Genomic DNA, 22161 nt, shown 5'->3' on the forward strand with positions numbered 1-22161 from the left:
TGCTATTCTTCTTTATACTCGTAATATAAAAAGTCGTTATAAGGAAATCGCTGAACATGAATTTTCTTTACTTCTTGATATGTTTTCTCTTTAAAATCTTCTAAATTTTCTTTATTTAATGCAGAGATAAAGATAGATTCTACTTCACTATCATTCATCCAAGTTTTTTTCCAGTCTTGCAAAGTATAATGTTCTTTGCCTTTTTCTGTAACAATATCATCTTCATCAATAGTTTCGTGCTCATAAGCATCTATTTTATTAAAAACCATTAATACAGGTTTATCAGCACATTTTATTTCATCTAAAATTGTATTTACAGAAGCAATATGATCTTCGAAATTTGGATGCGAAATATCTACAACATGCAGTAATAAATCTGCTTCTCTTACCTCATCTAACGTAGATTTAAAAGACTCTACTAATTGAGTTGGTAGTTTTCTAATAAAACCAACTGTATCTGTCATCAAAAAAGGAATATTTTTAATAACAACTTTTCTAACAGTGGTATCTAGTGTTGCAAATAACTTGTTTTCAGCAAAAACATCACTTTTACTAATAACATTCATTAAAGTAGATTTACCAACATTTGTATAACCAACTAATGCAACTCTAACCATTTTACCACGGTTTTTACGTTGCACAGCCATTTGTTTATCAATGGTTAATAATTTCTTTTTAAGAACATTAATTTTATCACGAATAATACGTCTATCCGTTTCAATCTCTGTTTCACCAGGTCCACGCATTCCAATACCCCCTTTTTGTTTATCAAGGTGCGTCCATAATCTTGTTAAACGTGGTAATAAATATTGATGTTGTGCTAATTCTACTTGTGTTTTTGCCGAACTTGATTGAGCTCTTTGTGCAAAAATATCTAAGATTAAATTGGTTCTATCTAAAATTTTACAATCAAGAATTTTTTCTATGTTTCTTAATTGTGCTGGCGACAATTCATCATCAAAAATTGCAGTACCAATATTATGAGATTCGATAAAACTCTTAACTTCATCTAATTTTCCTGTACCTAAAAATGTTTTAGGATTTGGTCTTTCCATTTTTTGAACAAAACGTTTTACAGCAACTCCTCCTGCAGTTGTTGTTAAAAACTCTAACTCGTCTAAATATTCTTCAGATTTTGTTTCATCTTGCTGTTGTGTAATTATACCTATTAAAACAGCTTTTTCTGATATGGCTTCTTTTTGATCTATCATACAATGCAAAAATACAAAGATTTGCTTTGTAAAGACATAAAAAAAACCTCAAGTAGCTTGAGGTTTTATTAATTAATTCAAATTCAAATTCAACAAATTTTCTTCTTATAGCTATGGTTTTTATGGTTTATTCTTTATTTTTTTCTTTAATCACTGCAAAACTAAGGCTAGAAAAGATAAGATTACACACTTTAATGTTAACAAAACATATATTTTAAGTTATCTGTTTAAAAACTATATTTTACTACTTTTACCAATAAATTTTAAAATGTTCTCATCAAAAAAAGATAAAAATACTTTTACTATCGGTTTTTACAACGTAGAAAACTTGTTTGATACGATTGATAACCCTAAAACTTTTGATGACGATTATACTTCTAACGGAAAATTACATTGGAATAAAAAACGTTATAACGATAAAATTAAAAAATTAGGTTCCGTTATCTCTCAAATAGGTAACGAAAAATCTTATTATGCCCCAGCAATTATAGGTTTAGTAGAAGTAGAAAATGCAAAAGTAGTTGCGGATTTAGCAAAATCTACTTACTTAAAAAAACATCATTATAATTATGTACACTTCAACTCTCCTGACGAAAGAGGTATAGATGTTGCTCTTTTATACAACAAGCAATTATTCGAATTAATAGACTCAGAACACTTTCCTTTATTTTTAGAAGATGAAAGAGGTAAACGTGATTACACAAGAGATATTTTAGTTGTTTCTGGTAATTTAAATGGAGAACTTGTACATATTTTAGTAAATCATTGGCCTTCTAGAAGAGAAGGTATAGAAAAATCTGAGCCAAAAAGAATTGCAGCTGCAGAATTAGCAAGAACAATTATAGAAGGTATACAAGCCAGAAATTATGATGCAAAAATTATAATTATGGGAGATTTTAATGATGATCCAACCAGTAAAAGCATTAAAGATAATCTTGTAACAGAAGATTTTTACAACCCAATGGAAAGTTTATTAAACAAAGAAAATAATGGTTCTTTAACCTTTGAAGGAAAATGGAATTTATTTGATCAAATTATTGTTTCTAAAAATTTCTTAACACCAATTTCTAATAAGTTACAATTTAAACACGCAGAAGTTTTTAATAAGAAGTGGTTAAAAATATATAAAGGAAAGCTAAAAGGAAGTCCGTTTAGAACTTATATTGGCCCTTGGTATCAAGGTGGTTTTTCTGATCACTTTCCTGTTTATGTATATTTTAAAAAAAACAACTAATCTTTACCAAAATCTTTAAAAGCGTTCTTTAGTTTTTCATCATTTAAAATATATTTCTTGTACTTACCATCTCTGTATCTGTAATAAATAAAGAAAGGCATAAACAAAAAAGAAAAATAAAACACACCTAAACCCATTACTATTTGTGCTTTTTCGTGTGCTGTATTTACCAAATACATTCCGGCTGCCATCCAAATTAAAAAGATAACAAACATTATTTTTAACGCTAATTTCATACTGCAAATTTACAAAAGTTATATCTTTAATCTATAATTTAAAACTTATGAAATCAAAAATAGTTATTGCGCACAGAGGTGCATCTGGTTATTTACCAGAACATACCTTAGAGGCAAAAGCAATGGCATATGCTATGAATCCAGATTTTATTGAGCAAGATTTGGTGTTAAGTAAAGATGATGTTCCTATTGTTATCCATGATATTTATTTGGATGATGTAACTGATGTTGCTACAAAATTTGCTGATAGAAAAAGAATTGACAATCGTTTTTATGTAATCGATTTTACGTTTGATGAATTAAAAAAATTAAAGGTTACCGAACGTTTTAACCCTAAAACTGGCGAGCAAGTTTATCCGAATCGTTTTCCTATTTGGAAAGGGAATTTTAAACTACATTCTTTACAAGAAGAAATAGAGTTTATACAAGGTTTAAATAAATCGACAGGAAAAAATATTGGGATTTACCCTGAAATTAAAGAACCCAATTTTCATCAAAAAGAAGGAAAAAACTTGACAAAAATTGTTCTAAAAATTTTAGCTGATTATGGTTACAAAACCAAACAAGACAACTGTATTTTACAATGTTTTGATGCAAAAGAATTAGAAAAAATAAGAAAAGAATTAAAGTCCGATTTATTTTTAATTCAGTTAATAGAGTTTGAAAAAGAAACCAAACAACTAACGCATTTTGCTACTTTTGCAGACGGAATTGGGCCTTGGTACAAACAAATTTTATCAGAAAAAACTGATGGTAAATTTAGTTTTACTTCATTAGTTTCTGATGCACATAAATTAGGATTAAAAGTACATCCGTATACATTTAGAGCCGATGATTTAGGTGAATTTTCTAGCTTTGAAGAAATGATGCAAACACTTTTTATAGACGCAAAAATTGATGGTGGTTTTACAGATTTTCCTGATAAAGTGATATCATTTTTAAAAAAGAAAAAATTGTATTAAAAAAAGTAATAAATAAGTTGATTTTCTAATTAGTTACAGTATTTTTATTTTTACAAACAACTATTTTATGAGTACAAAATTATATTCGATAAATCACTTTAATAACACTTTAGATGTTTTTGAAGCCACAGAAAAAATCTACAGTTCTAAATGGTTTATGGAGTTTGGTAAAATGGGTTCTGAAGTCTTTAATAATGAAGAAAAAATAATTTATTTTATTACCAAAAAATTTAAATTTTGGAAGTGGAAAATGGTTTTCTCTATTAAAGATGACAAAGGAAATTTAACTGAATTTATATCTCAAAACAATAAAAAAACAATTTATTCTATAGATGTAAATGAAATAACTTACGAGTTAAAAATTCATCATAAAAAGAAAAAATCTATCTTTAAAAACGGAGATAAAATAGCCGAATTTGATGAATCTTATATTGTTAAAAAACCTGATGACTCTATAAAAGTGCAACTTTTAGACAAAAAAGATTTAGAAATTTGCTTCTTACTATTTTCATGTTTAAAAATAGGAGATACAGAACTAAATGGAAAATCTATTTTAACAAGCCAGAAACAATTAGAGCCTAATGATGACCCTTGGAGTTAAATAGCTTGCTCTTCTAACAACTGCGGCAAAAATTGAATAAAGACTAAAATTAGCACGACTAAAAAAGAGATTAACAGCGGTTTTGTTATTCCTTTTTTTGTATAATTTAAATTTTTTCCTAAATTTTTATTCCAGAAATATTCAATTAAAACTAGAGATCCTAAAACATTAAATGCCAGACTTAAAAACATCATTGTAGGAAAAGCACTTAAAACCAAATAAGTTAAGATGGTATATAAAATTACAAATATTAAAACTTGATTTCTTGCTTTCTGCTTATTTTGTATTTTTAAATTAGACATTAAAAGCATCGCTCCAAAAAATGGACTAAAAAAAATTGTAAAACCTTGTATTGCTGATTTTGAATATAACAAAGGCAATTCAAACTCCTCAAAAGTACTTTTTTCTTTAGTTACTATAACTTCTTCCTTAATTACCGCATCACCTTCAATTACTACTCCTTCTAGTACAATTTCATCTTTTTTTAATAAGCCTCTGTCTTCTAACTCCCAAATTACCGCCTGTAAAGCTTCATTTGTATACTTTTCTTTTTGCTGAATAATTTTCTCTAACTCATCATTAGATTTTTTATTCATATTTTTTGTAAAACTATTCGTTCTCATTTCTAATAATATGTAACCAATTAAGCAGTTACTTCAATTAATTTATTTCTGTAAGCAGTTAATAATTTAGATTTAGAAATAAAACCTAAATAAACTCCATCGTTAACTACTGGCAAATTCCAAGCACCACTTTCCTTAAATTTTTGCATAACCACTTCCATAGAATCATCATGAAAAATAATTGCTGGTGCACCTTTCATAAAGTCTGATACATACGTTTCTTTATATTGACTTTGATCAAACATAATCGGTCTAATATCATCCAATAAAATAATCCCTAAAAATTGTTGCTTACTATCTAAAACAGGAAATATATTTCTTTTGGATTTAGCAACCGATTTTTTTAGCATTTCACCTAAAGTCATTTTTGGTGTAATAGTTTTAAAATTAGTTTCAATCAAGCTATCAATCCTCATTAACATTAATACATTTTTATCCTTATTATGCGTGATCAATTGCCCTTTTTTGGCTAATTCTATTGTGTAAATAGAGTTAGAAACAAAGTATTTTGTAAATGCATAAGAGATAGCAGAAACCAACATTAAAGGTACAAATAGCTCATATCCTCCGGTTATTTCTGCAATTAAGAAAATTGCTGTTAATGGCGCATGTAATACACCTGCCATTAACCCCGTCATCCCAATTAATGTAAAATTAGATTCTGAAACACTAAACCCTAAATGATTAATAATTTTTGCTATAGCATTACCCAAAGCACTACCCATAAATATTGTTGGAATAAAAATACCTCCTACTCCACCAGCTGCAAAAGTAGTTGTCATGGCAATTGCTTTAAATATTGCAATTAATATCAACATTAAAACAACAACATACACATTTTCTAAATCTAAATTATAGGGTATGTCTTTTAACGCTGCTGCGGTATTTCCTTTTAATAAATTGTTTATCAATCCATAACCCTCACCATATAATGGCGGAATTAAATACAACATAATTCCTATTGCAAATCCTCCGATAGCTAACCTTTTAAAAGGGCTATCAAATTTTTCGAAAAAATTACTAATTTTAAAATACATTTTAGAGAAATAAACAGAAGCATTACCTGTTACAAATGCTAAAAAAATATAAAACGGAATGTCATTTATTACAAAAACATCCACTAATTTAAATCGAAACAAAACGTCTGTTCCTACTAAAAAATAAGAAGAAATAACTGCAGAAACCGATGCTAACAATAATGGAACCAAAGAAACAAAAGCCATATCTAAGCTAAAGATTTCTACTGCAAAAATTATAGCTGCAATTGGCGCCTGAAACATAGAAGACATGGCACCCGCTGTTGCACAACCAATTAACAACATTCTTGTTTTGGCATTCATGTGAAAAAATCTTGCAACATTAGATCCTAAAGCTGCTCCTGTACTTACTGCCGGACCTTGTAACCCTGCAGAACCTCCAAAACCCACTGTGATTGGTGCTGTTATTAAAGAAGCAAAGATTTTATATCTTTTTATAATTCCATTTCTTCTAGAAATAGCATGTAATGTGGTAGAAATACCATGACCAATATTTTTTTTGATTACAAATTTTTTAATTAGAAACACTAAAAACAATCCAATAATTGGAAAGACAAAATAAAGTGTATAATGATAATCTTTTATAAGGTTACCCTGCAACAATTCTTCAATAAAAAACGTTAAATCTTTTAAAATAAAAGTACCTAAACCGGCTAAAAAACCGACTAAAATACTAAGGACATAAACAAACTGACGTTCAGAAATATATTTGTATCTCCAAATTAAAATTCTTTTGTATAACTTATTATTCTTTGGCATTACTCCTTGTCAGTACTTTTTAAAAAATCGGTACCTAAATACCCATTATCTTTGTTATAATACCAAGCTCTACTTTTTGGTATTTTAATTTCATTGATGGTTTCTAAACCCGAAAGTAAAATATATTCTCCGCTATCTTTTGCTTCTTTAAAAAACTGATACACTTCCATAGCATACGTTTCTGGATCAAAATAAAAATACCAAGTATCTTTACCAACCTCTTTATTGTAAGTAATTTTTAAAACCAAATAGTCTTTTTCTTTAAAGGTTTTCTTTTCTACTTTTTGATGAATAATTGTACCTTCATCTTTCAGTTTCATTGGTAAACCATACAAATACGTATAATAATTTTTATACAAATTGGCTCTTTCTAAAGTTAAACCGTATTTCTTTTTTATTACTTCAGATGGATTTTTATCATCATTAAAAGAAAATGTTGTAACCTCTTTATCTAAAATATACTCTGTAGTAATTGTATCTCTTTTTGCTTTTACAGAAAAATATTCTTCAGGTAAATTAATGTTGATAACACTTTTTCTTGGTGCTCCTTTAGGTGTTTCCATCGTTACAAAAAGAGTTCCTTTAAAAGTAGACCAATTATTGTTCGGATCGTGAAAGTTGATTGATTTCTCTAATAATTCATCACCAGTTATTTTTTGAGCAGAGAAAGTAAGTGATACTAATAGAAATAAAAGTGTGGTTAAATTTTTCATACTTTAAATTTAATAAAAAATCCCGCAAAAGCGGGATTTTTTACTCTTTATGCTTCAATATCAAGTTTTAAACTTAATTCTTTTAGTTGATCATCATCAATAAATGCTGGCGCGTCAATCATAACATCACGCCCTGAGTTGTTTTTTGGGAATGCAATAAAGTCACGAATTGTTTCTTGTCCACCTAAAATAGCAACCAATCTATCCAATCCAAAAGCTAAACCTCCATGTGGTGGTGCTCCGTACTCAAACGCATCCATTAAGAAACCAAATTGAGCTTTAGCATCTTCTTCAGAAAAACCTAAGTGACGCAACATAGTTGCTTGCATTTGCTTATCATGAATTCTTATTGATCCTCCACCAATTTCATTTCCATTTAAAACTAAATCGTACGCATTTGCTTTTACAGCTCCAGGATCTGTATCTAACAATTCCATTTGACCAGGTTTTGGTGATGTAAATGGATGGTGCATTGCATGGTAATGACCAGTTTCTTCATCTAATTCTAATAATGGAAAGTCGATTACCCAAAGCGGAGCAAATACTTTAGGGTCTCTTAATCCTAAACGTTCTGCCAATTCCATACGTAAAGCAGACATTTGTGCTCTTACTTTATTTGTTTCTCCAGATAAAACACACACTAAATCACCAGGTTTTGCACCTGTAATTTCTGCCCATTTTGCTAAATCTTCTTGGTCGTAGAATTTATCTACAGAAGATTTAAAAGATCCATCTTCGTTTACACGAGCATAAATCATTCCTAAAGCACCAACTTGTGGACGTTTAACCCACTTTATAATATTGTCTATTTCTTTTCTTGTATATGCATTTCCACCAGGAACAGCAATACCAATTACCAATTCAGCAGAATTAAAAACGCCAAAATCTTTGTGTTGTGTAACAGCATTTAACTCGCCAAATTCCATTCCAAAACGAATATCTGGTTTGTCATTTCCGTACAAACGCATAGCATCATCGTACAACATTCTTGGGAATTTCTCCACCTCAACATTATTTACTTCTTTTAATAAGTGACGCGTTAATCCTTCAAAAATATTTAAAATATCTTCTTGTTCCACAAACGCCATTTCACAGTCAATTTGTGTGAATTCTGGTTGTCTGTCAGCACGTAAATCTTCATCTCTAAAACATTTTACAATCTGAAAATATTTATCCATTCCACCAACCATCAACAATTGTTTAAAGGTTTGAGGTGATTGAGGCAATGCGTAAAACTGACCTTCATTCATACGAGAAGGCACCACAAAATCTCTTGCTCCCTCTGGAGTAGATTTTATTAAATACGGAGTTTCTACTTCTATAAATTCTTGGTCAGACAAGTATTTACGAACTTCCATAGCTACTTTATGACGAAAAATTAAACTGTCTTTAACAGGATTTCTTCTAATATCTAAGTATCTATATTTCATTCGGATGTCTTCACCTCCATCCGTTTTATCTTCTATTGTAAAAGGTGGTAACTTTGCTTCGTTTAAAATTTCTAATTTAGAAACCAAAACTTCAACTTCACCAGTAACTATATTTGTATTTTTAGATTCACGCTCAATTACAGTACCTGTTACTTGTATTACAAACTCTCTACCTAAAGATTTTGCTTTTTCCATCATTTCTTTAGGTGTACGATCTTCATCAAAAATTAACTGTGTAATTCCGTATCTATCACGCAAATCTACCCAAACCATAAAACCTTTGTCTCTAGACTTTTGTACCCAACCTGCTAAAGTAACTTCTGTATTGATGTGTGATGCTCTTAACTCACCACAAGAATGACTTCTGTACATTTTTTATCTTTTATTAAGCTGCAAAATTAATCAATCTAATGAAAACCTACTTATTTTTAATGATGAAATTTCTAGAGCAAAATATGGCTTGTTTTTAATTGAAAAACAAAAAAAATCACCTTAGAAAATAAATTCTAAAGTGATTAATAAACACTTCTTCTTTAATCAAAATATTTTTTAAACAGGAATTGAATCTACTTTATCCATTCTATCCCAATTTCTATGTTTAGAAACAGCATTAACAAAATCTATTGGTTTCTTATTAATTAAAATTGCTGTATCTTTCTTAAAATCTTTTACATAAGTTTCATCTAAGAAATCTTCACCTTCATTATCTGCAGCAATAGCTTTACAATGTTTTAAAGCTTCGTTTACAAACTTTTTGTATTTACCATTTTTGCTTATGGTTTCAATAGATTTTTTACCTCCAGGAACATAAATGGCATCAAATAAAACACTTTCTGTAGTGTTAATTGAAGCATCTACATCATGGTCCATACTTTCATCGCACTTAACAATTCCACCTTTTGGTGCAATTAATTTTACAGTAGCATTCTCTTCTTCTAATTTTTTACGCATTGCATCAAAATCTTTCATAGAAAAACCATTAGCAACCAAAACAGCAATTTCACGAGTTGCAATAGAATTAAACTTTGTATTACCTTGACTTAATGCAGGCGATTCATCTAAATAATTTTTTGCTTTACCTGGCTGAAAATCTTCTACATTCGCATCTGCACCAATTGCTTGGTTTATTGGCTTATCTATAGATTTTGGAATTTCCATTCCTAAGTTTTCGGCAACTTGTTTCGCTAAATCTTCATTTATTTCCTTAATCAACCACAACATTCTGCTTTTAATATGATCGTGAGTACATTTACCCAACTCAAAAGAATAAGCACCAATTACATGTTGTTTTTCCCACTCTTTTAAACTTCTGTAAAACAATGCTGGTTGAGAAAAATGATCGCTAAAACTCTTACTTCTAGATCTTATTTTTTTAGCATCAATTCTTTCTTCATAAGAATGAAAAGCACCTTCTGATATTTTTGCTAAATGAGGACAACCTCCGCTTAAAGAGTTTGGGAAATATGCCGTTTGCCCTTTAGGTATTTCAGTTTGCATATGACCATCTCTTTGGTTGTTATGCGTTTCAGAAATTGGTTTGTTAATTGGTATTTGATGAAAATTAGGTGTTCCTAATCTAGATAATTGTGTATCTCTGTAAGAAAACAACCTACCTTGTAATAATGGATCATTAGTAAAATCGATTCCTGGCACAATATTTCCTGGTAAAAAAGCAACCTGCTCTGTTTCTGCAAAGAAGTTTTCTGGGTTTTTATTTAACGTCATTTTTCCAACAATTTCAACTGGCACCATTTCTTCTGGTATTAACTTTGTTGGATCTAGAATATCAAAATCATATTTATGTTCATCCTCTTCTGGAATTATTTGAAAACCTAACTCCCATTCAGGATAATTACCATCTTCAATGGCATTCCATAAATCTCTTCTATGAAAATCTGCATCTGCACCATTTATTTTTACAGCTTCATCCCAAGTAACAGAATGTATACCTAAAACTGGTTTCCAATGAAATTTTACGAAATGTGCTTTCCCTTCTTCATTTATTAATCTGTAAGTATGTATCCCAAAACCCTCCATCATTCTTAAACTTCTAGGAATTGCTCTATCACTCATTGCCCAAATATGATTGTGTAATGTTTCTGTAGTTAAAGAAACAAAATCATAAAAAGTATCGTGTGCAGAAGCTGCTTGTGGAATTTCGTTATTTGGTTCTGGTTTTACTGAGTGAATTAAATCTGGAAATTTCATTGCATCTTGAATAAAGAAAATAGGCATATTATTACCAACTAAATCCCAAGTACCTTCTGGATTATAGAATTTTACAGCAAAACCTCGTACATCTCTTGCCAAATCTGGAGATCCTTTAGAACCTGCAACTGTAGAAAAACGTACAAAAACAGGTGTTTTTCTATTGGTGTCTGTAAATAAACCTGCTTTACTGTATTTTTTTTGACTTTTATACAACTCAAATACTCCATGAGCTCCACTACCTCTTGCATGTACAATTCTTTCCGGAATTCTCTCGTGATCAAAATTGGTTATTTTTTCTCTCAATAAAAAATCTTCTAATAATGTAGAACCTCTTTCACCAGACTTTAAAGAATTATTAGTATCATTAACTTTTACTCCTTGTCTTGTTGTTAATGGCTTGCCTTTTGCATCTACCATATGTTCTTCTAACTGATCTATTTTTTCACTTTTATTTGACATAGTATTGTTTTTTAGATTGGTATGATGCCAAAACTATTTATTAATAAAGTGTAATTATTGCTCAAATGAAATATTCTTTAACTCATTTCAGCATAAAAAATAAATCTATTTATCAGAATAAAGCGCTTACAATCTTTAATATATTATTTTTGCGCCAGTGTTGAGTTAGTATTCTAATTAGATTAAAATGAATAGCAAACTACACTAACAAAACATAATTACATGTTTTATTTTTAACCTTTAATTACAAAAAGGTATTAATGTATACACAATAGAATCTATTAAAAAATGAGCAAATTATATTTAGTACCTACACCAATTGGTAATTTAGAAGACATGACTTTTAGAGCTATAAAAGTTTTAAAAGAAGTAGATTTTATTTTAGCAGAAGACACGCGTACAAGTGGTAAACTTTTAAAACATTTTGAAATTGCTACACAAATGCACAGTCATCATATGCACAACGAGCATAAATCTGTAAAAGGTGTTGTGCAAAGAATACAAAACGGAGAAACTTGTGCTTTAATTTCTGATGCAGGAACTCCTGCAATTTCAGATCCTGGTTTTTTATTAACCAGAGCTTGTGTAGAAAACAATATTGACGTGGAATGTTTACCTGGAGCTACGGCTTTTGTACCTGCTTTAGTAAATTCTGGTTTGCCAAATGATAAGTTTGTTTTTGAAGGTTTTTTACCTGTAAAAAAAGGAAGACAAACACGTTTTCTTTTATTAGCAGAAGAAAAAAGAACGATGATTTTTTACGAATCTCCACATAAATTAGTAAAAACTTTAGGTCATTTTATAGAATATTTTGGATCTGACAGACAAGTTTCTGTTTCAAGAGAACTCACAAAAATGTTCGAAGAAACTGTAAGAGGAACTGCAACCGAAGTGTTAGCGCATTACACTGCAAAACCACCAAAAGGTGAAATTGTTGTTATTGTAGATGGGAAAAAATAAAACCTAACTTTTTTAGCTAGGTTTTATTCATATTGTTGTTAGTAATTTTTAATCTGTAAATAGTTTTGCTATTTCTTTTGCCAATTTATCTACGTTTCCTTCAGAATTTCCAATAGAAATATATTTTATAACTCCATTTTGGTCAATTAAAAAACTTTTTGGGATAGCTCCAGTTGCATATTGATCCCAAATTTCTTTATTAGGATCAATTCCTACATTGAAATCAACACCATATTTTTTCATCTTCTCCATTTTATTTAAAACTTTGTCTTTACTTTCTCCTATAGATATAGCTATTAAAATAAAATATTCATTTTTAAAAGGAGTCAATATTTTTTCTGGAAACTCTGCAAATTCCATTAGACAAGGTGCACACCAAGTAGCCCAATAATTTAACAGAACTACTTTTCCTTTTAAATCTGAAAGATTAAGTTTTTCACCATTAATCATTTCGACTGTAAAATGATTTGCAGTATCGTTAACGTTTAATTTTAATTCGTCATTACGATTTTTAACTTCAGGAATTACCTTATTGTTTGATAGTTTTTTGCTATCTCTCTCTGCTTTTTCTTTTTCTGTTAGTAAATCTATTATAATTACAAATTCTCTATCTCCAATTTTATCACCAAATTTTTCAGCAAGGTTATTTCTTTCTTCTTCAGAGATACCTTTTTTCATCGCTTTTATGAATCCTTGTTGCCCTAATTCTTCAAGCTCTACTTTAGTTATAATTTTATTATTGGCAATGATTACATACTCAGGTTTTTTTATGGTTTTATTTTGTGCAAAAAAAGTAAATCCGTAAAGAAAGAAGATTAATATAATAATTTTTTTCATGCTTATTTTTTTGAAAAGATTTAAATATTGAACTTGTGTGAAAATTATTTTTTCTTAAGTGTAATTATTATGGCTCCATTTGGAGAATTGTACCTTTTAATCGCTTGTTCCCCTTTTAAAACTTCCATTTTTTCTATATCAGCAGGTTTTAAAGTATCGAGATTTTTTTTATCAGAAACGATACCATCAATAATTACCAATGGTGTTTTTTCACCTTTATCATTATCATTCTTTCTTATTTTTATTTTAGAAAAAGCTGATTCTGCTTTTGTTTTTGTTGTAATTAATATTACTCCATTTGGTGCCTTGTATTTGGCAATTGCATCTTCTCCTTTTACAACAAATATCGTTTTAATTTTATCTTGATCTATTAATTCTATTGGGAACTCAAATTTTTTGCCATCTACATAAATATCCGGGTTTGCTCCATCTTTTAATTCTATATATAATTTATCTTTTTCTACTTCTTTACTCTCGCTTTCTTGAGCATGAATCAAAGAAATTGAAAATAATAGTACAATTGTTGTAAATAATATTTTTTTCATTTTTTAAATATTTAATCGTTATTTTTAAGTTTGGTTTTTTATTCCGTTTTTGTGTAAACAATTAATAAGTCGGTTTCTACAACAATATTATGTATTGGTTGTACTTCTTCTGAATTTAGAAACATCATTTTAGCTTCATTTAATAAGGCTTCTTTTTCTTTATTACTTAAACCTTCATTTCTTATGTTATTGATAAAAAGTATACTCATCAATAGTATAGAAGCAGCAATAGTAATAAACCCTATTCCAAATCGATTATTTTTTGTTGTTCTTTTATCAAAAGATTGCCATAAATCATCATTAAAATTATTTGGAGCAACTTTTTTATTATTTTTCACAAAAGTCGACCACATTTTAATTCCTGTTTCTGATTCATCAACATTATCAAACAACATTGATTCTTCTTTTAAAGAACTTCTACCCGATTTGTATTTACCTATAAGGTCTTTAATATTCTCCTCGCTCATAATTGTATGTTTTTTCTAATGCTACACCTATAAACTTTCTGGCTCTAGAGACTAAAACTCTAGCATGTTCTATTCTTATTTCTAATGTAGCTGCAATTTCTATAAATTCATAACCATCAATATCTCGCATTATAAAAACCTCTTTTTGTTGTTCTGGTAATTGCTTTAAAATATTTTTAATGATACCATTTAGTTCTTGCCACTCTATATCTAAACTTTCTGTTGAAGATTTTAAAACTTTAAGATGCGATAACGAATCATCTATTAAAAGTGGTTTTTTTCTTAATATATCTATACAATGATTTCTAGCTGTTAAAAAAACTAAGCCCTTAATATTTGGGTGTTTTGCTACATAATTTCTCTTTTCCCATAATTTTATCATGATTTCTTGTATAGCATCTTCTGCATTTTCATTCCCACCAAGCATTCTTGCTACCATAGGATAAATGCGTTCTGATAACGAAAACACGTTAATCTTAAAGTCTTTTTTGTTCATTCTATTTATATAACGTACTAATACAATAATTCATAACAAAGATTTTTGATTTTTTTAAAGTACAATAAAATATTTGACTAATTTTCATTTAAATTTGGCGCTTATTAAACATACAAAATGACAATCCAAGAATTTAAAACCAAATTAAAATCAAATTCAACAGAAATTAACTTTGCAGAAACCATGCAAGTAATTGAGGATAATTACAATTTTACACCAACTGCTTTTACCAACGGAGACATCAAAAATAATGCAGGAGAAAATTCTGGTTCTTGTAAATTATTTGCTTTTGCGGCTCATCAACAATTAACAAAAGAAGAAGCTTTAGCGTGTTTTGGAGAGCATTATAAAAATGTTTTAGAGGATGAAAATGGAGATTCTCATCAAAATATTAGAAACTTTATGCAAACTGGTTTTAAAGGTTTAACTTTTGATGGAGAAGCTTTGACTTTAAAAAATTAAAACCGTCAATATTTATTTCATAAGCGTTCATTTCTGTTTATGTTCTGTTTTATTTTTGATAAAAATCAAAATTTATGGAATCTAAACATTATAATGTTTTTGTAATTGGAAGCGGTGTTGCAGGACAAACAGCTGCAAAAGTATGTTCTAAAAACGGACTTAAAGTTGCCATAGCAGATAAACAAGCTTTTGGCGGAACTTGTGCCTTAAGAGGTTGTGATCCCAAAAAAGTAATACTTCAATTTGGTGATATTATAAAAAAGACCGAAGCTTTAAAAGGTTTAGGAATCAAAAAAGTTCCAAAAATTGATTGGCAAGACATTCTAAAGTTTAAAGATTCTTTTGTAAAAGAGATTCCGAAAGGAACAGAAGAACAACTATCAGAACTCGGAATCGATTTATATCATCAATCTCCTAAATTTATCAATAAAAATGAAATTTCTGTAGAAGGCAAAACTATTTCTGCAGATAATTTTGTGATTGCAACAGGATTAACTCCTCGTAAATTGCATTTTAAAGGAGCTTCTTATTTAAAAACAAGTGGTGATTTTTTCACTTTAAAAAAATTACCAAAATCTGCTACTTTTATTGGTGCTGGATATATTGCTATGGAATTCAGTTTTCTATTATCTACTCTCGGTTGTAAAGTAACAATCATTGACAGAGGAGCACAGCCATTATCTCAATTTGATGATTTTTTAGTAAAAAAACTTACTGATAAAATGAAAGAGAATGGAGTAAAATTTTATTTTGATTCAGAAATTGAATCCATTGAAAAGTTAAAGAAAAATTTTCGAGTTCATTTTAATAAAAATGGAAAAGAATATTCAATAAAATCTAGAGTTGTTTTTAATACGTCGGGTAGAGTTCCTGCTACTGAATTATTGAACTTAGAAAAAGCAAATATTAAATATGATGATTCTGGAATAATTGTAAATAACTTTTTACAGAATGAAACCAATAGTAATGTATTTGCTTGCGGAGACATTTCTAGTAAATCTTTGCCTTTAACTCCGCTTTCGGGTTTACAGGGTTATATTGTGGGAAATAATATACTTAATAAAAACAGTAAAGAATTCTCTAATCCACTAGTTCCTTCTGTTGTTTTTACCCACCCTAATTTAGCTAGTGTTGGCTTATCTGAAAAGGAAGCCAATAAAAGGTATAAAAACATTAAAATATATCAAGATGATGCTTCTGATTTTTACAACGCAAAGAAAAGTAACGAAAGCACTTATGCCTATAAAATAATTATCAACAAAAGAACAGATGTAATTGTTGGCGCACATCTTTTAAGTACAGAAGCAAACGAATGTATTAATATTATGATGATGGCTATTGATAAAAAAATGACCGTATCCCAATTTAAGAAACTTATTTTTACGTATCCTTCTTATACAAGCGACTTAAAAAACATGATGAAAAACATTGATTAAAAACTGTTTTTATCTACTATTCTTGATAAGGTTCAAAAAAGAATTTTCTAATCTTTTACAAATACAAAACTCATTAAAAGTATGTTATATTTGCATAACTTTCTTATCCATGAATCAAACTCTTTTATCATCTCCCTTACAAGGTTTTACCGATTATAAATTTAGAAATGCTTTTAATCATTTCTTTGGAGGTATCGATACATTTTACGCTCCGTACATTCGATTGAATGGTAAATTTGTGATTAAAAACTCTTATCAGAAAGACATAAAAGTCGAAAATAATACCGAGTTAGAAGTTATTCCGCAAGTAATAACCAATGATGTAGATGAGTTTTTATTCGTTTCTAAATATGTACAAGAATTAGGTTACAAAGAATTAAACTGGAACTTAGGTTGCCCTTACCCAATGGTTGCAAAACGCGGAATGGGTTCTGGTTTAATTAATGACGCTGAAAAAATTAATAATATTCTTCATAAAATTCATAATGAATCCGATATTTTAGTTTCTATGAAAATGAGAATGGGCTATGATACTCCAGAAGAAATTTTAGATGTTTTACCCATTTTAGACAACTATCCTTTAAAAAATATTGCCATACACGCTAGAATAGGAAAACAACTTTATAAAGGCGGAACAGATTTAGAAGCCTTTCAAAAATGTTTAGACAATACAAAACATAAAATGTATTATAACGGAGATGTTACCTCTGTTGCTTCTTTTAAAAAATTACAAGAACGTTTTCCTTCTATAGACCATTGGATGATTGGTAGAGGATTAATTGCAGATCCTTTTTTACCAAGTATGATAAAAAAAGATACTACAGAATATCCTAAAAATAGATTTCAGATATTTAATGATTTTCACGATCGTATTTATAATGAATATGATGCTACACTTTCTGGTCCAACTCCTATTAAAATGAAAATGTTAGGTTTTTGGGAATATTTTTCTCAAAGTTTTTCGAATCCTGCTAAAACCTACAAAAAAATTAAAAAGGCCAGCAATAAAAGAGCTTACGAAATTGCTGTAAGAGAAATTTTTAAAGAAGCTAAAATGTAGTTTCTTTAAAAATTAATCAAATACTTTTACATTCCTCTCCTTTTAATCTTTAAAATATTCCTAAATAATTGGTATTTCTTTTTACCAATATTAATATCTAAAATTAAATTTTCATCAAATAATTGATTTTATTTCTTATTTTATGATAAAATCATTATTTTAGGTACTTATAATTAGCATATTAAAAACAACATACACATATCTTATAGATTGTTGTTTTTAAATAAATACACACTATAATATAAAAAAATTATGTTTTTATTTTTTATATAGATTTAATCTATATAAATATAAAACATGAGAATTATACTATCAATATATCGGAGCAGAAAAAGAATAGATTTGTAACGTAAAAAAATTAAACATACAAAACACATATACCTTTCAAAAATGGAAAACGATAAACATACTACCCCATCTAATGATGAAAGCAAATGCCCATATCATCAAGCTCAACAAGATCAATCTTCTCCAATTGTTGAAGAAAACAAAGAACAAACAAACAGTCATACCTCATCAGCAGGAAAATGTCCTGTAATGCACGGTGCAAATACTTCTAGTCAAGATTCTGTTATGGAGTGGTGGCCTAACGCACTTAATCTAGATATTTTACATCAACATGATACAAAAACAAACCCTTTAGGAGAAGAATTTGATTATTATGAAGAATTAAAAAAATTAGATACAGAGGCTTTAAAAAAAGACATGCATGCTTTAATGACAGATAGTCAAGATTGGTGGCCTGCAGATTGGGGGCATTATGGAGGATTGTTTATTCGCCTTTCTTGGCACTCAGCAGGATCTTACCGTATTTCTGACGGTCGTGGTGGTGCTGGTTCTGGTAACATCCGCTTTGCTCCATTAAATTCTTGGCCAGATAACGTTAGTTTAGATAAAGCGAAACGTCTATTATGGCCTATTAAAAAGAAATACGGAACAAAAGTTAGTTGGGCCGATTTAATTGCATTAGCCGGTACAATTGCTTACGAAAGCATGGGATTAAAAACTTATGGTTTTGCTTTTGGTCGTAAAGATATTTGGCATCCAGAAAAAGATACTTATTGGGGTTCAGAAAAAGAATGGTTAGCACCAAGTGATGAGCGTTATGATGATGTTGAAACCCCATCAACTATGGAGAATCCATTAGCGGCAGTACAAATGGGATTAATTTATGTAAACCCAGAAGGTGTTAACGGAAAACAAGATCCATTAAAAACAGCTGCACACATAAGAGAAACATTTGCTCGTATGGCTATGAATGATGAAGAAACTGTTGCTTTAACTGCTGGAGGTCACACTGTTGGTAAAACGCATGGTAATGGAGATGCAGGTCTGTTAGGAGCAGAACCAGAAGCTGCAAATGTAGAAGAGCAAGGTTTAGGATGGACAAATCCTAGCAATTCAGGAAAAGGTCGTTATACGGTAACAAGTGGTCTTGAAGGTGCATGGACAACAAACCCTACAAAATGGGATGGTGGATTCTTCGAAATGCTATTTAATCATGAATGGAAATCTGTTAAAAGTCCTGCAGGAGCAACACAATGGGAACCTGTATCAATTAAAGACGAAGATAAACCTGTAGATGTAGAAGATGATAGTATCCGCCATAACCCAATGATGACAGATGCTGACATGGCTATGAAAGTAGATCCTATCTATAAGGAAATCTCATTAAAATTCATGAACGATCAAGAGTATTTCTCTGAAACTTTTGCACGTGCTTGGTTTAAATTAACACATAGAGATATGGGTCCAAAAGCAAATTACTTTGGAGCAGATGCACCAACAGAAGATTTAATTTGGCAAGATCCTGTTCCGGCAGGAAAAACAGATTATGATGTAGAAGCTGTAAAATCTAAAATTGCAGCATCAGGATTATCTATTTCAGAAATGGTAAACACTGCTTGGGATAGTGCTCGTACTTATCGTGGTTCTGATATGCGTGGTGGAGCAAACGGAGCTCGTATTCGTTTAGCGCCTCAAAAAGATTGGGAAGGAAACGAACCAAAACGTCTAGCATATGTATTATCTGTTTTAGAACCAATTGCTGCTGAATTTGGTATTAGTATTGCAGATACTATTGTATTAGCTGGTAATGTTGGTGTAGAGCAATCTATTAAAGCTGCAGGGTTTGATACAGAAGTACCTTTTGCTCCAGGAAGAGGAGATGCTACAGATGAAATGACTGATGCAGATTCTTTTGAACCTTTAGAGCCTTTAGCTGATGGATACCGTAATTATTCTAAAAAAGATTACGAAGTTAGTCCAGAAGAATTAATGTTAGATCGCACTCAATTAATGGGATTAACCGCACCAGAAATGACAGTACTTGTTGGAGGAATGAGAATGCTAGGCACAAATTATGACAACACTAAACATGGTGTATTCACTGATAAAATTGGTGCTTTAACCAATGATTTCTTTGTAAACTTAACAGATATGGGTAACACTTGGAACCCTATAGAAAATGGATTATACGAAATTCGTGATCGTAAAACAGGAATTGTAAAATGGACTGCAACTCGTATGGATTTAGTATTTGGTTCTAATTCAATATTACGTTCTTACTCAGAAATTTATGCACAAGATGGCAGTAAAGAAAAATTTGTAAATGCTTTTGTAAAAGCATGGACAAAAGTGATGAATGCAGATAGATTTGATCTTAAATAAAGAAAAATTTAATTTTATAAAAACGGCTTTGATAAATTATCAAAGCCGTTTTTTTATCAGAAAAATTGATTAATACTAAGAACCATTATGCTTACCAACTTCAAAACCATGTTTTCCTAAATATTTATTACCACTTTCTATTGCACCGGTTTCAATAGTTGTTCCCATAGAATCATTCCATCTATTTAAATATCCAAAGAGAGAAATTACTCCTAACATTTCTACAATTTCTCCTTCATCCCAATATTTATATAATTCTTCTTTAATTTTATCATCAACAGCATTTGGTACCATAGAAGCTGCCAAAGAAAAATCTAAAGCCGCTCTTTCTGCATCAGAAAAAGCATTGTGGGTTTTATATTCCCAAATATTATCTAGCTGTTCTTGTTCTGCTCCATAACGTTCTGCGGCTCTTATTGCATGTGCTTGACAATATCGGCAACCTGTTGCATTACTAGAAACCCAAGCAATCATTCTTTTTAACGCAGAAGAAACTTTACCTTCATTTGCCATAACTGCTTTATTTAAGTTGATAAAAGCTTTGGAAATTGCAGGTCTACGTTGCATTGTTAAAACGGAATTAGGGCAAAAACCCAAAGTTTCATTAAAAAATTCTGCCAATTGTTTTGTTTCTAAATCGTGCCCTGCTGCTAACGGTGTTACTAATGCCATATTTTTATCTATTTTTTAAAATATCGAAATCTAATTTTATAACTTTACGATAAATATAACTTTTATAAATGGAAATCAAATTACATTCTTTTAACCTTGAATTAAAACATACATTTACTATTTCTAGAGAATCACACGATTTTCAGCCATCTTTAATCGTTGAACTAATTGATGATAATTTTAGTGGGTTTGGAGAAGCTACCTCTAATCCTTATTACAATATTACTGTTGAAAACATGATGGCTACCATTCAAAAAAACTTGTCTTTTATTGAATCTTTATCTAAAGAACAACCTACTGATTTTTGGGCGAAATTAAAACCTCTATTTACAGAAAACATGTTTGCTCTATGTGCTTTAGATATGGCTTTTAATGATTTAAATGCTCGTAAACAAGGAAAAAAATTGTACGAAGTTTGGGGTTTTAATATTGATAAAAATCCTATGACAGATTATACAATTGGTATCGATTCTGTAGAAAAAATGGTTGCCAAAATGAAAGAATTACCTTGGCCGATTTATAAAATTAAATTAGGTACAAAAAATGATATTGAAATTGTAACAGAACTTAGAAAACATTCTAACGCAATTTTTAGAATTGACGCAAACTGCGGATGGACAGCAGGTGAAGCAATTGAAAACTCTTACAAGTTAAAAGAGTTAGGTGTAGAGTTTTTAGAACAACCTTTAAAAGCAAATGATTTTGAAGGTGCTAAAAAATTGTTCAAAAATTCTGCTTTACCAATCATTGCAGATGAAAGTTGTATTATAGAGAGTGATGTTGAAAAATGTGCAGGTTTGTTTCATGGAGTAAATGTAAAGCTTACTAAATGTGGAGGTTTAACACCTGGAAAGAGAATGTTAGAAAAAGCAAAATCTTTAGGCATGAAAACGATGGTAGGTTGTATGACAGAATCTACAGTTGGTATTTCTGCAATTGCACATTTATTGCCTCTTTTAGATTATGTAGATATGGACGGAGGTTTACTTCTTAAAAAAGATATTGCAAAAGGAATTACTATAAAAGACGGAGTAATTTCTTATGCTGATAAAAATGGAATTGGAGCTTCTTTATTATAAT

General features: G+C 29.8%; 21 protein-coding genes. 9 read left to right on the top strand and 12 right to left on the bottom strand.

Features of this window, described 5'->3' with window-relative positions:
• Positions 1 to 2 precede the first annotated feature (2 nt).
• Positions 3 to 1211 carry a GTPase HflX gene (gene hflX, locus ACJJVY_RS07545; RefSeq protein ID WP_405606489.1) on the bottom strand — a complete coding sequence of 403 codons (1209 nt, stop codon included), beginning with the start codon at positions 1209 to 1211 and terminating at the stop codon, positions 3 to 5.
• Positions 1212 to 1479: 268 nt separating this feature from the next.
• Here hflX and ACJJVY_RS07550 point away from each other — a divergent pair, with 268 nt between their 5' ends.
• Positions 1480 to 2445, top strand: coding sequence for an endonuclease/exonuclease/phosphatase family protein (locus ACJJVY_RS07550; protein ID WP_405606491.1), 966 nt, complete (start codon positions 1480 to 1482; stop codon positions 2443 to 2445).
• On the opposite strand, the gene ACJJVY_RS07555 is transcribed toward ACJJVY_RS07550, so the two are convergent.
• Positions 2442 to 2681, bottom strand: coding sequence for a hypothetical protein (locus tag ACJJVY_RS07555; protein WP_405606493.1), 240 nt, complete (start codon positions 2679 to 2681; stop codon positions 2442 to 2444). The two genes, ACJJVY_RS07550 and ACJJVY_RS07555, sit on opposite strands and share 4 nt — an antisense overlap.
• 29 nt (positions 2682 to 2710) lie before the next feature.
• On the opposite strand from ACJJVY_RS07555, the gene glpQ reads away from it, so the two are divergent.
• Positions 2711 to 3643, top strand: a complete 933-nt coding sequence (gene glpQ, locus ACJJVY_RS07560) for a glycerophosphodiester phosphodiesterase (protein WP_405611620.1) — start codon at positions 2711 to 2713, stop codon at positions 3641 to 3643.
• Positions 3644 to 3710: 67 nt separating this feature from the next.
• Positions 3711 to 4244 carry a hypothetical protein gene (locus tag ACJJVY_RS07565; protein WP_405606495.1) on the top strand — a complete coding sequence of 178 codons (534 nt, stop codon included), beginning with the start codon at positions 3711 to 3713 and terminating at the stop codon, positions 4242 to 4244.
• Here the strand turns inward: ACJJVY_RS07565 and ACJJVY_RS07570 are convergent.
• The 5 genes from ACJJVY_RS07570 to ACJJVY_RS07590 form a co-directional block, all read right to left on the bottom strand.
• Positions 4241 to 4840, bottom strand: a complete 600-nt coding sequence (locus ACJJVY_RS07570; protein WP_405606497.1) for a hypothetical protein — start codon at positions 4838 to 4840, stop codon at positions 4241 to 4243. The genes ACJJVY_RS07565 and ACJJVY_RS07570 overlap by 4 nt on opposite strands.
• 47 nt (positions 4841 to 4887) lie before the next feature.
• Positions 4888 to 6663, bottom strand: a complete 1776-nt coding sequence (locus ACJJVY_RS07575; RefSeq protein ID WP_405606499.1) for a chloride channel protein — start codon at positions 6661 to 6663, stop codon at positions 4888 to 4890.
• Positions 6663 to 7376 carry a DUF6503 family protein gene (locus ACJJVY_RS07580; RefSeq protein WP_405606501.1) on the bottom strand — a complete coding sequence of 238 codons (714 nt, stop codon included), beginning with the start codon at positions 7374 to 7376 and terminating at the stop codon, positions 6663 to 6665. Before ACJJVY_RS07580 ends, ACJJVY_RS07575 begins: the two co-directional genes overlap by 1 nt.
• A 47-nt stretch (positions 7377 to 7423) precedes the next feature.
• Positions 7424 to 9178 (bottom strand): aspartate--tRNA ligase, encoded by a 1755-nt coding sequence (gene aspS, locus ACJJVY_RS07585; RefSeq protein WP_405606503.1) that lies wholly within the window; start codon positions 9176 to 9178, stop codon positions 7424 to 7426.
• Positions 9179 to 9355: 177 nt separating this feature from the next.
• Positions 9356 to 11476, bottom strand: coding sequence for a catalase (locus ACJJVY_RS07590; protein WP_405606505.1), 2121 nt, complete (start codon positions 11474 to 11476; stop codon positions 9356 to 9358).
• 288 nt (positions 11477 to 11764) lie between these two features.
• Here ACJJVY_RS07590 and rsmI point away from each other — a divergent pair, with 288 nt between their 5' ends.
• Complete coding sequence (gene rsmI / locus ACJJVY_RS07595) at positions 11765 to 12436, top strand: 16S rRNA (cytidine(1402)-2'-O)-methyltransferase (RefSeq protein WP_405606507.1); 672 nt, start codon at positions 11765 to 11767, stop codon at positions 12434 to 12436.
• A 48-nt stretch (positions 12437 to 12484) separates the two neighbouring features.
• Here the strand turns inward: rsmI and ACJJVY_RS07600 are convergent, their stop codons facing one another.
• The 4 genes from ACJJVY_RS07600 to ACJJVY_RS07615 are packed head-to-tail and all read right to left on the bottom strand — an operon-like array spanning position 12485 to position 14781.
• Positions 12485 to 13273, bottom strand: coding sequence for a TlpA family protein disulfide reductase (locus ACJJVY_RS07600; RefSeq protein WP_405606509.1), 789 nt, complete (start codon positions 13271 to 13273; stop codon positions 12485 to 12487).
• A gap of 44 nt (positions 13274 to 13317) precedes the next feature.
• Positions 13318 to 13818, bottom strand: coding sequence for a TonB-dependent receptor plug domain-containing protein (locus ACJJVY_RS07605; RefSeq protein WP_405606511.1), 501 nt, complete (start codon positions 13816 to 13818; stop codon positions 13318 to 13320).
• Positions 13819 to 13856: 38 nt separating this feature from the next.
• On the bottom strand, positions 13857 to 14285 hold the full coding sequence (locus ACJJVY_RS07610) for a hypothetical protein (protein ID WP_405606513.1): 429 nt from the start codon (positions 14283 to 14285) through the stop codon (positions 13857 to 13859).
• Positions 14266 to 14781, bottom strand: a complete 516-nt coding sequence (locus ACJJVY_RS07615; RefSeq protein WP_405606515.1) for an RNA polymerase sigma factor — start codon at positions 14779 to 14781, stop codon at positions 14266 to 14268. Before ACJJVY_RS07615 ends, ACJJVY_RS07610 begins: the two co-directional genes overlap by 20 nt.
• 117 nt (positions 14782 to 14898) lie before the next feature.
• Between ACJJVY_RS07615 and ACJJVY_RS07620 the strand changes: the two genes are divergently transcribed.
• The 4 genes from ACJJVY_RS07620 (at position 14899) to katG (ending at position 20409) form a co-directional block, all read left to right on the top strand.
• Positions 14899 to 15243 carry a HopJ type III effector protein gene (locus ACJJVY_RS07620; protein WP_405606517.1) on the top strand — a complete coding sequence of 115 codons (345 nt, stop codon included), beginning with the start codon at positions 14899 to 14901 and terminating at the stop codon, positions 15241 to 15243.
• Between the two features lie 74 nt (positions 15244 to 15317).
• The gene (locus tag ACJJVY_RS07625; protein WP_405606519.1) at positions 15318 to 16679 is read left to right on the top strand and encodes a dihydrolipoyl dehydrogenase family protein; all 1362 of its coding nucleotides are present in this window, start codon (positions 15318 to 15320) and stop codon (positions 16677 to 16679) included.
• A 109-nt stretch (positions 16680 to 16788) separates the two neighbouring features.
• Complete coding sequence (locus ACJJVY_RS07630; RefSeq protein ID WP_405606521.1) at positions 16789 to 17739, top strand: tRNA-dihydrouridine synthase family protein; 951 nt, start codon at positions 16789 to 16791, stop codon at positions 17737 to 17739.
• A 390-nt stretch (positions 17740 to 18129) separates the two neighbouring features.
• Positions 18130 to 20409: a catalase/peroxidase HPI gene (katG, locus tag ACJJVY_RS07635; RefSeq protein WP_405606523.1), complete on the top strand. Its 2280-nt coding sequence runs from the start codon at positions 18130 to 18132 to the stop codon at positions 20407 to 20409.
• Positions 20410 to 20484: 75 nt separating this feature from the next.
• Here the strand turns inward: katG and ACJJVY_RS07640 are convergent, their stop codons facing one another.
• Positions 20485 to 21081 (bottom strand): carboxymuconolactone decarboxylase family protein, encoded by a 597-nt coding sequence (locus ACJJVY_RS07640; RefSeq protein ID WP_405606525.1) that lies wholly within the window; start codon positions 21079 to 21081, stop codon positions 20485 to 20487.
• A gap of 68 nt (positions 21082 to 21149) precedes the next feature.
• On the opposite strand from ACJJVY_RS07640, the gene ACJJVY_RS07645 reads away from it, so the two are divergent.
• Entirely contained in the window at positions 21150 to 22160 is a 1011-nt protein-coding gene (locus ACJJVY_RS07645; RefSeq protein WP_405606527.1) for a dipeptide epimerase, read from the top strand.
• Position 22161: the final 1 nt, after the last annotated feature.

The sequence above is a fragment of the Polaribacter sp. Asnod1-A03 genome, assembly GCF_045063585.1.
GTDB lineage: Bacteria > Bacteroidota > Bacteroidia > Flavobacteriales > Flavobacteriaceae > Polaribacter.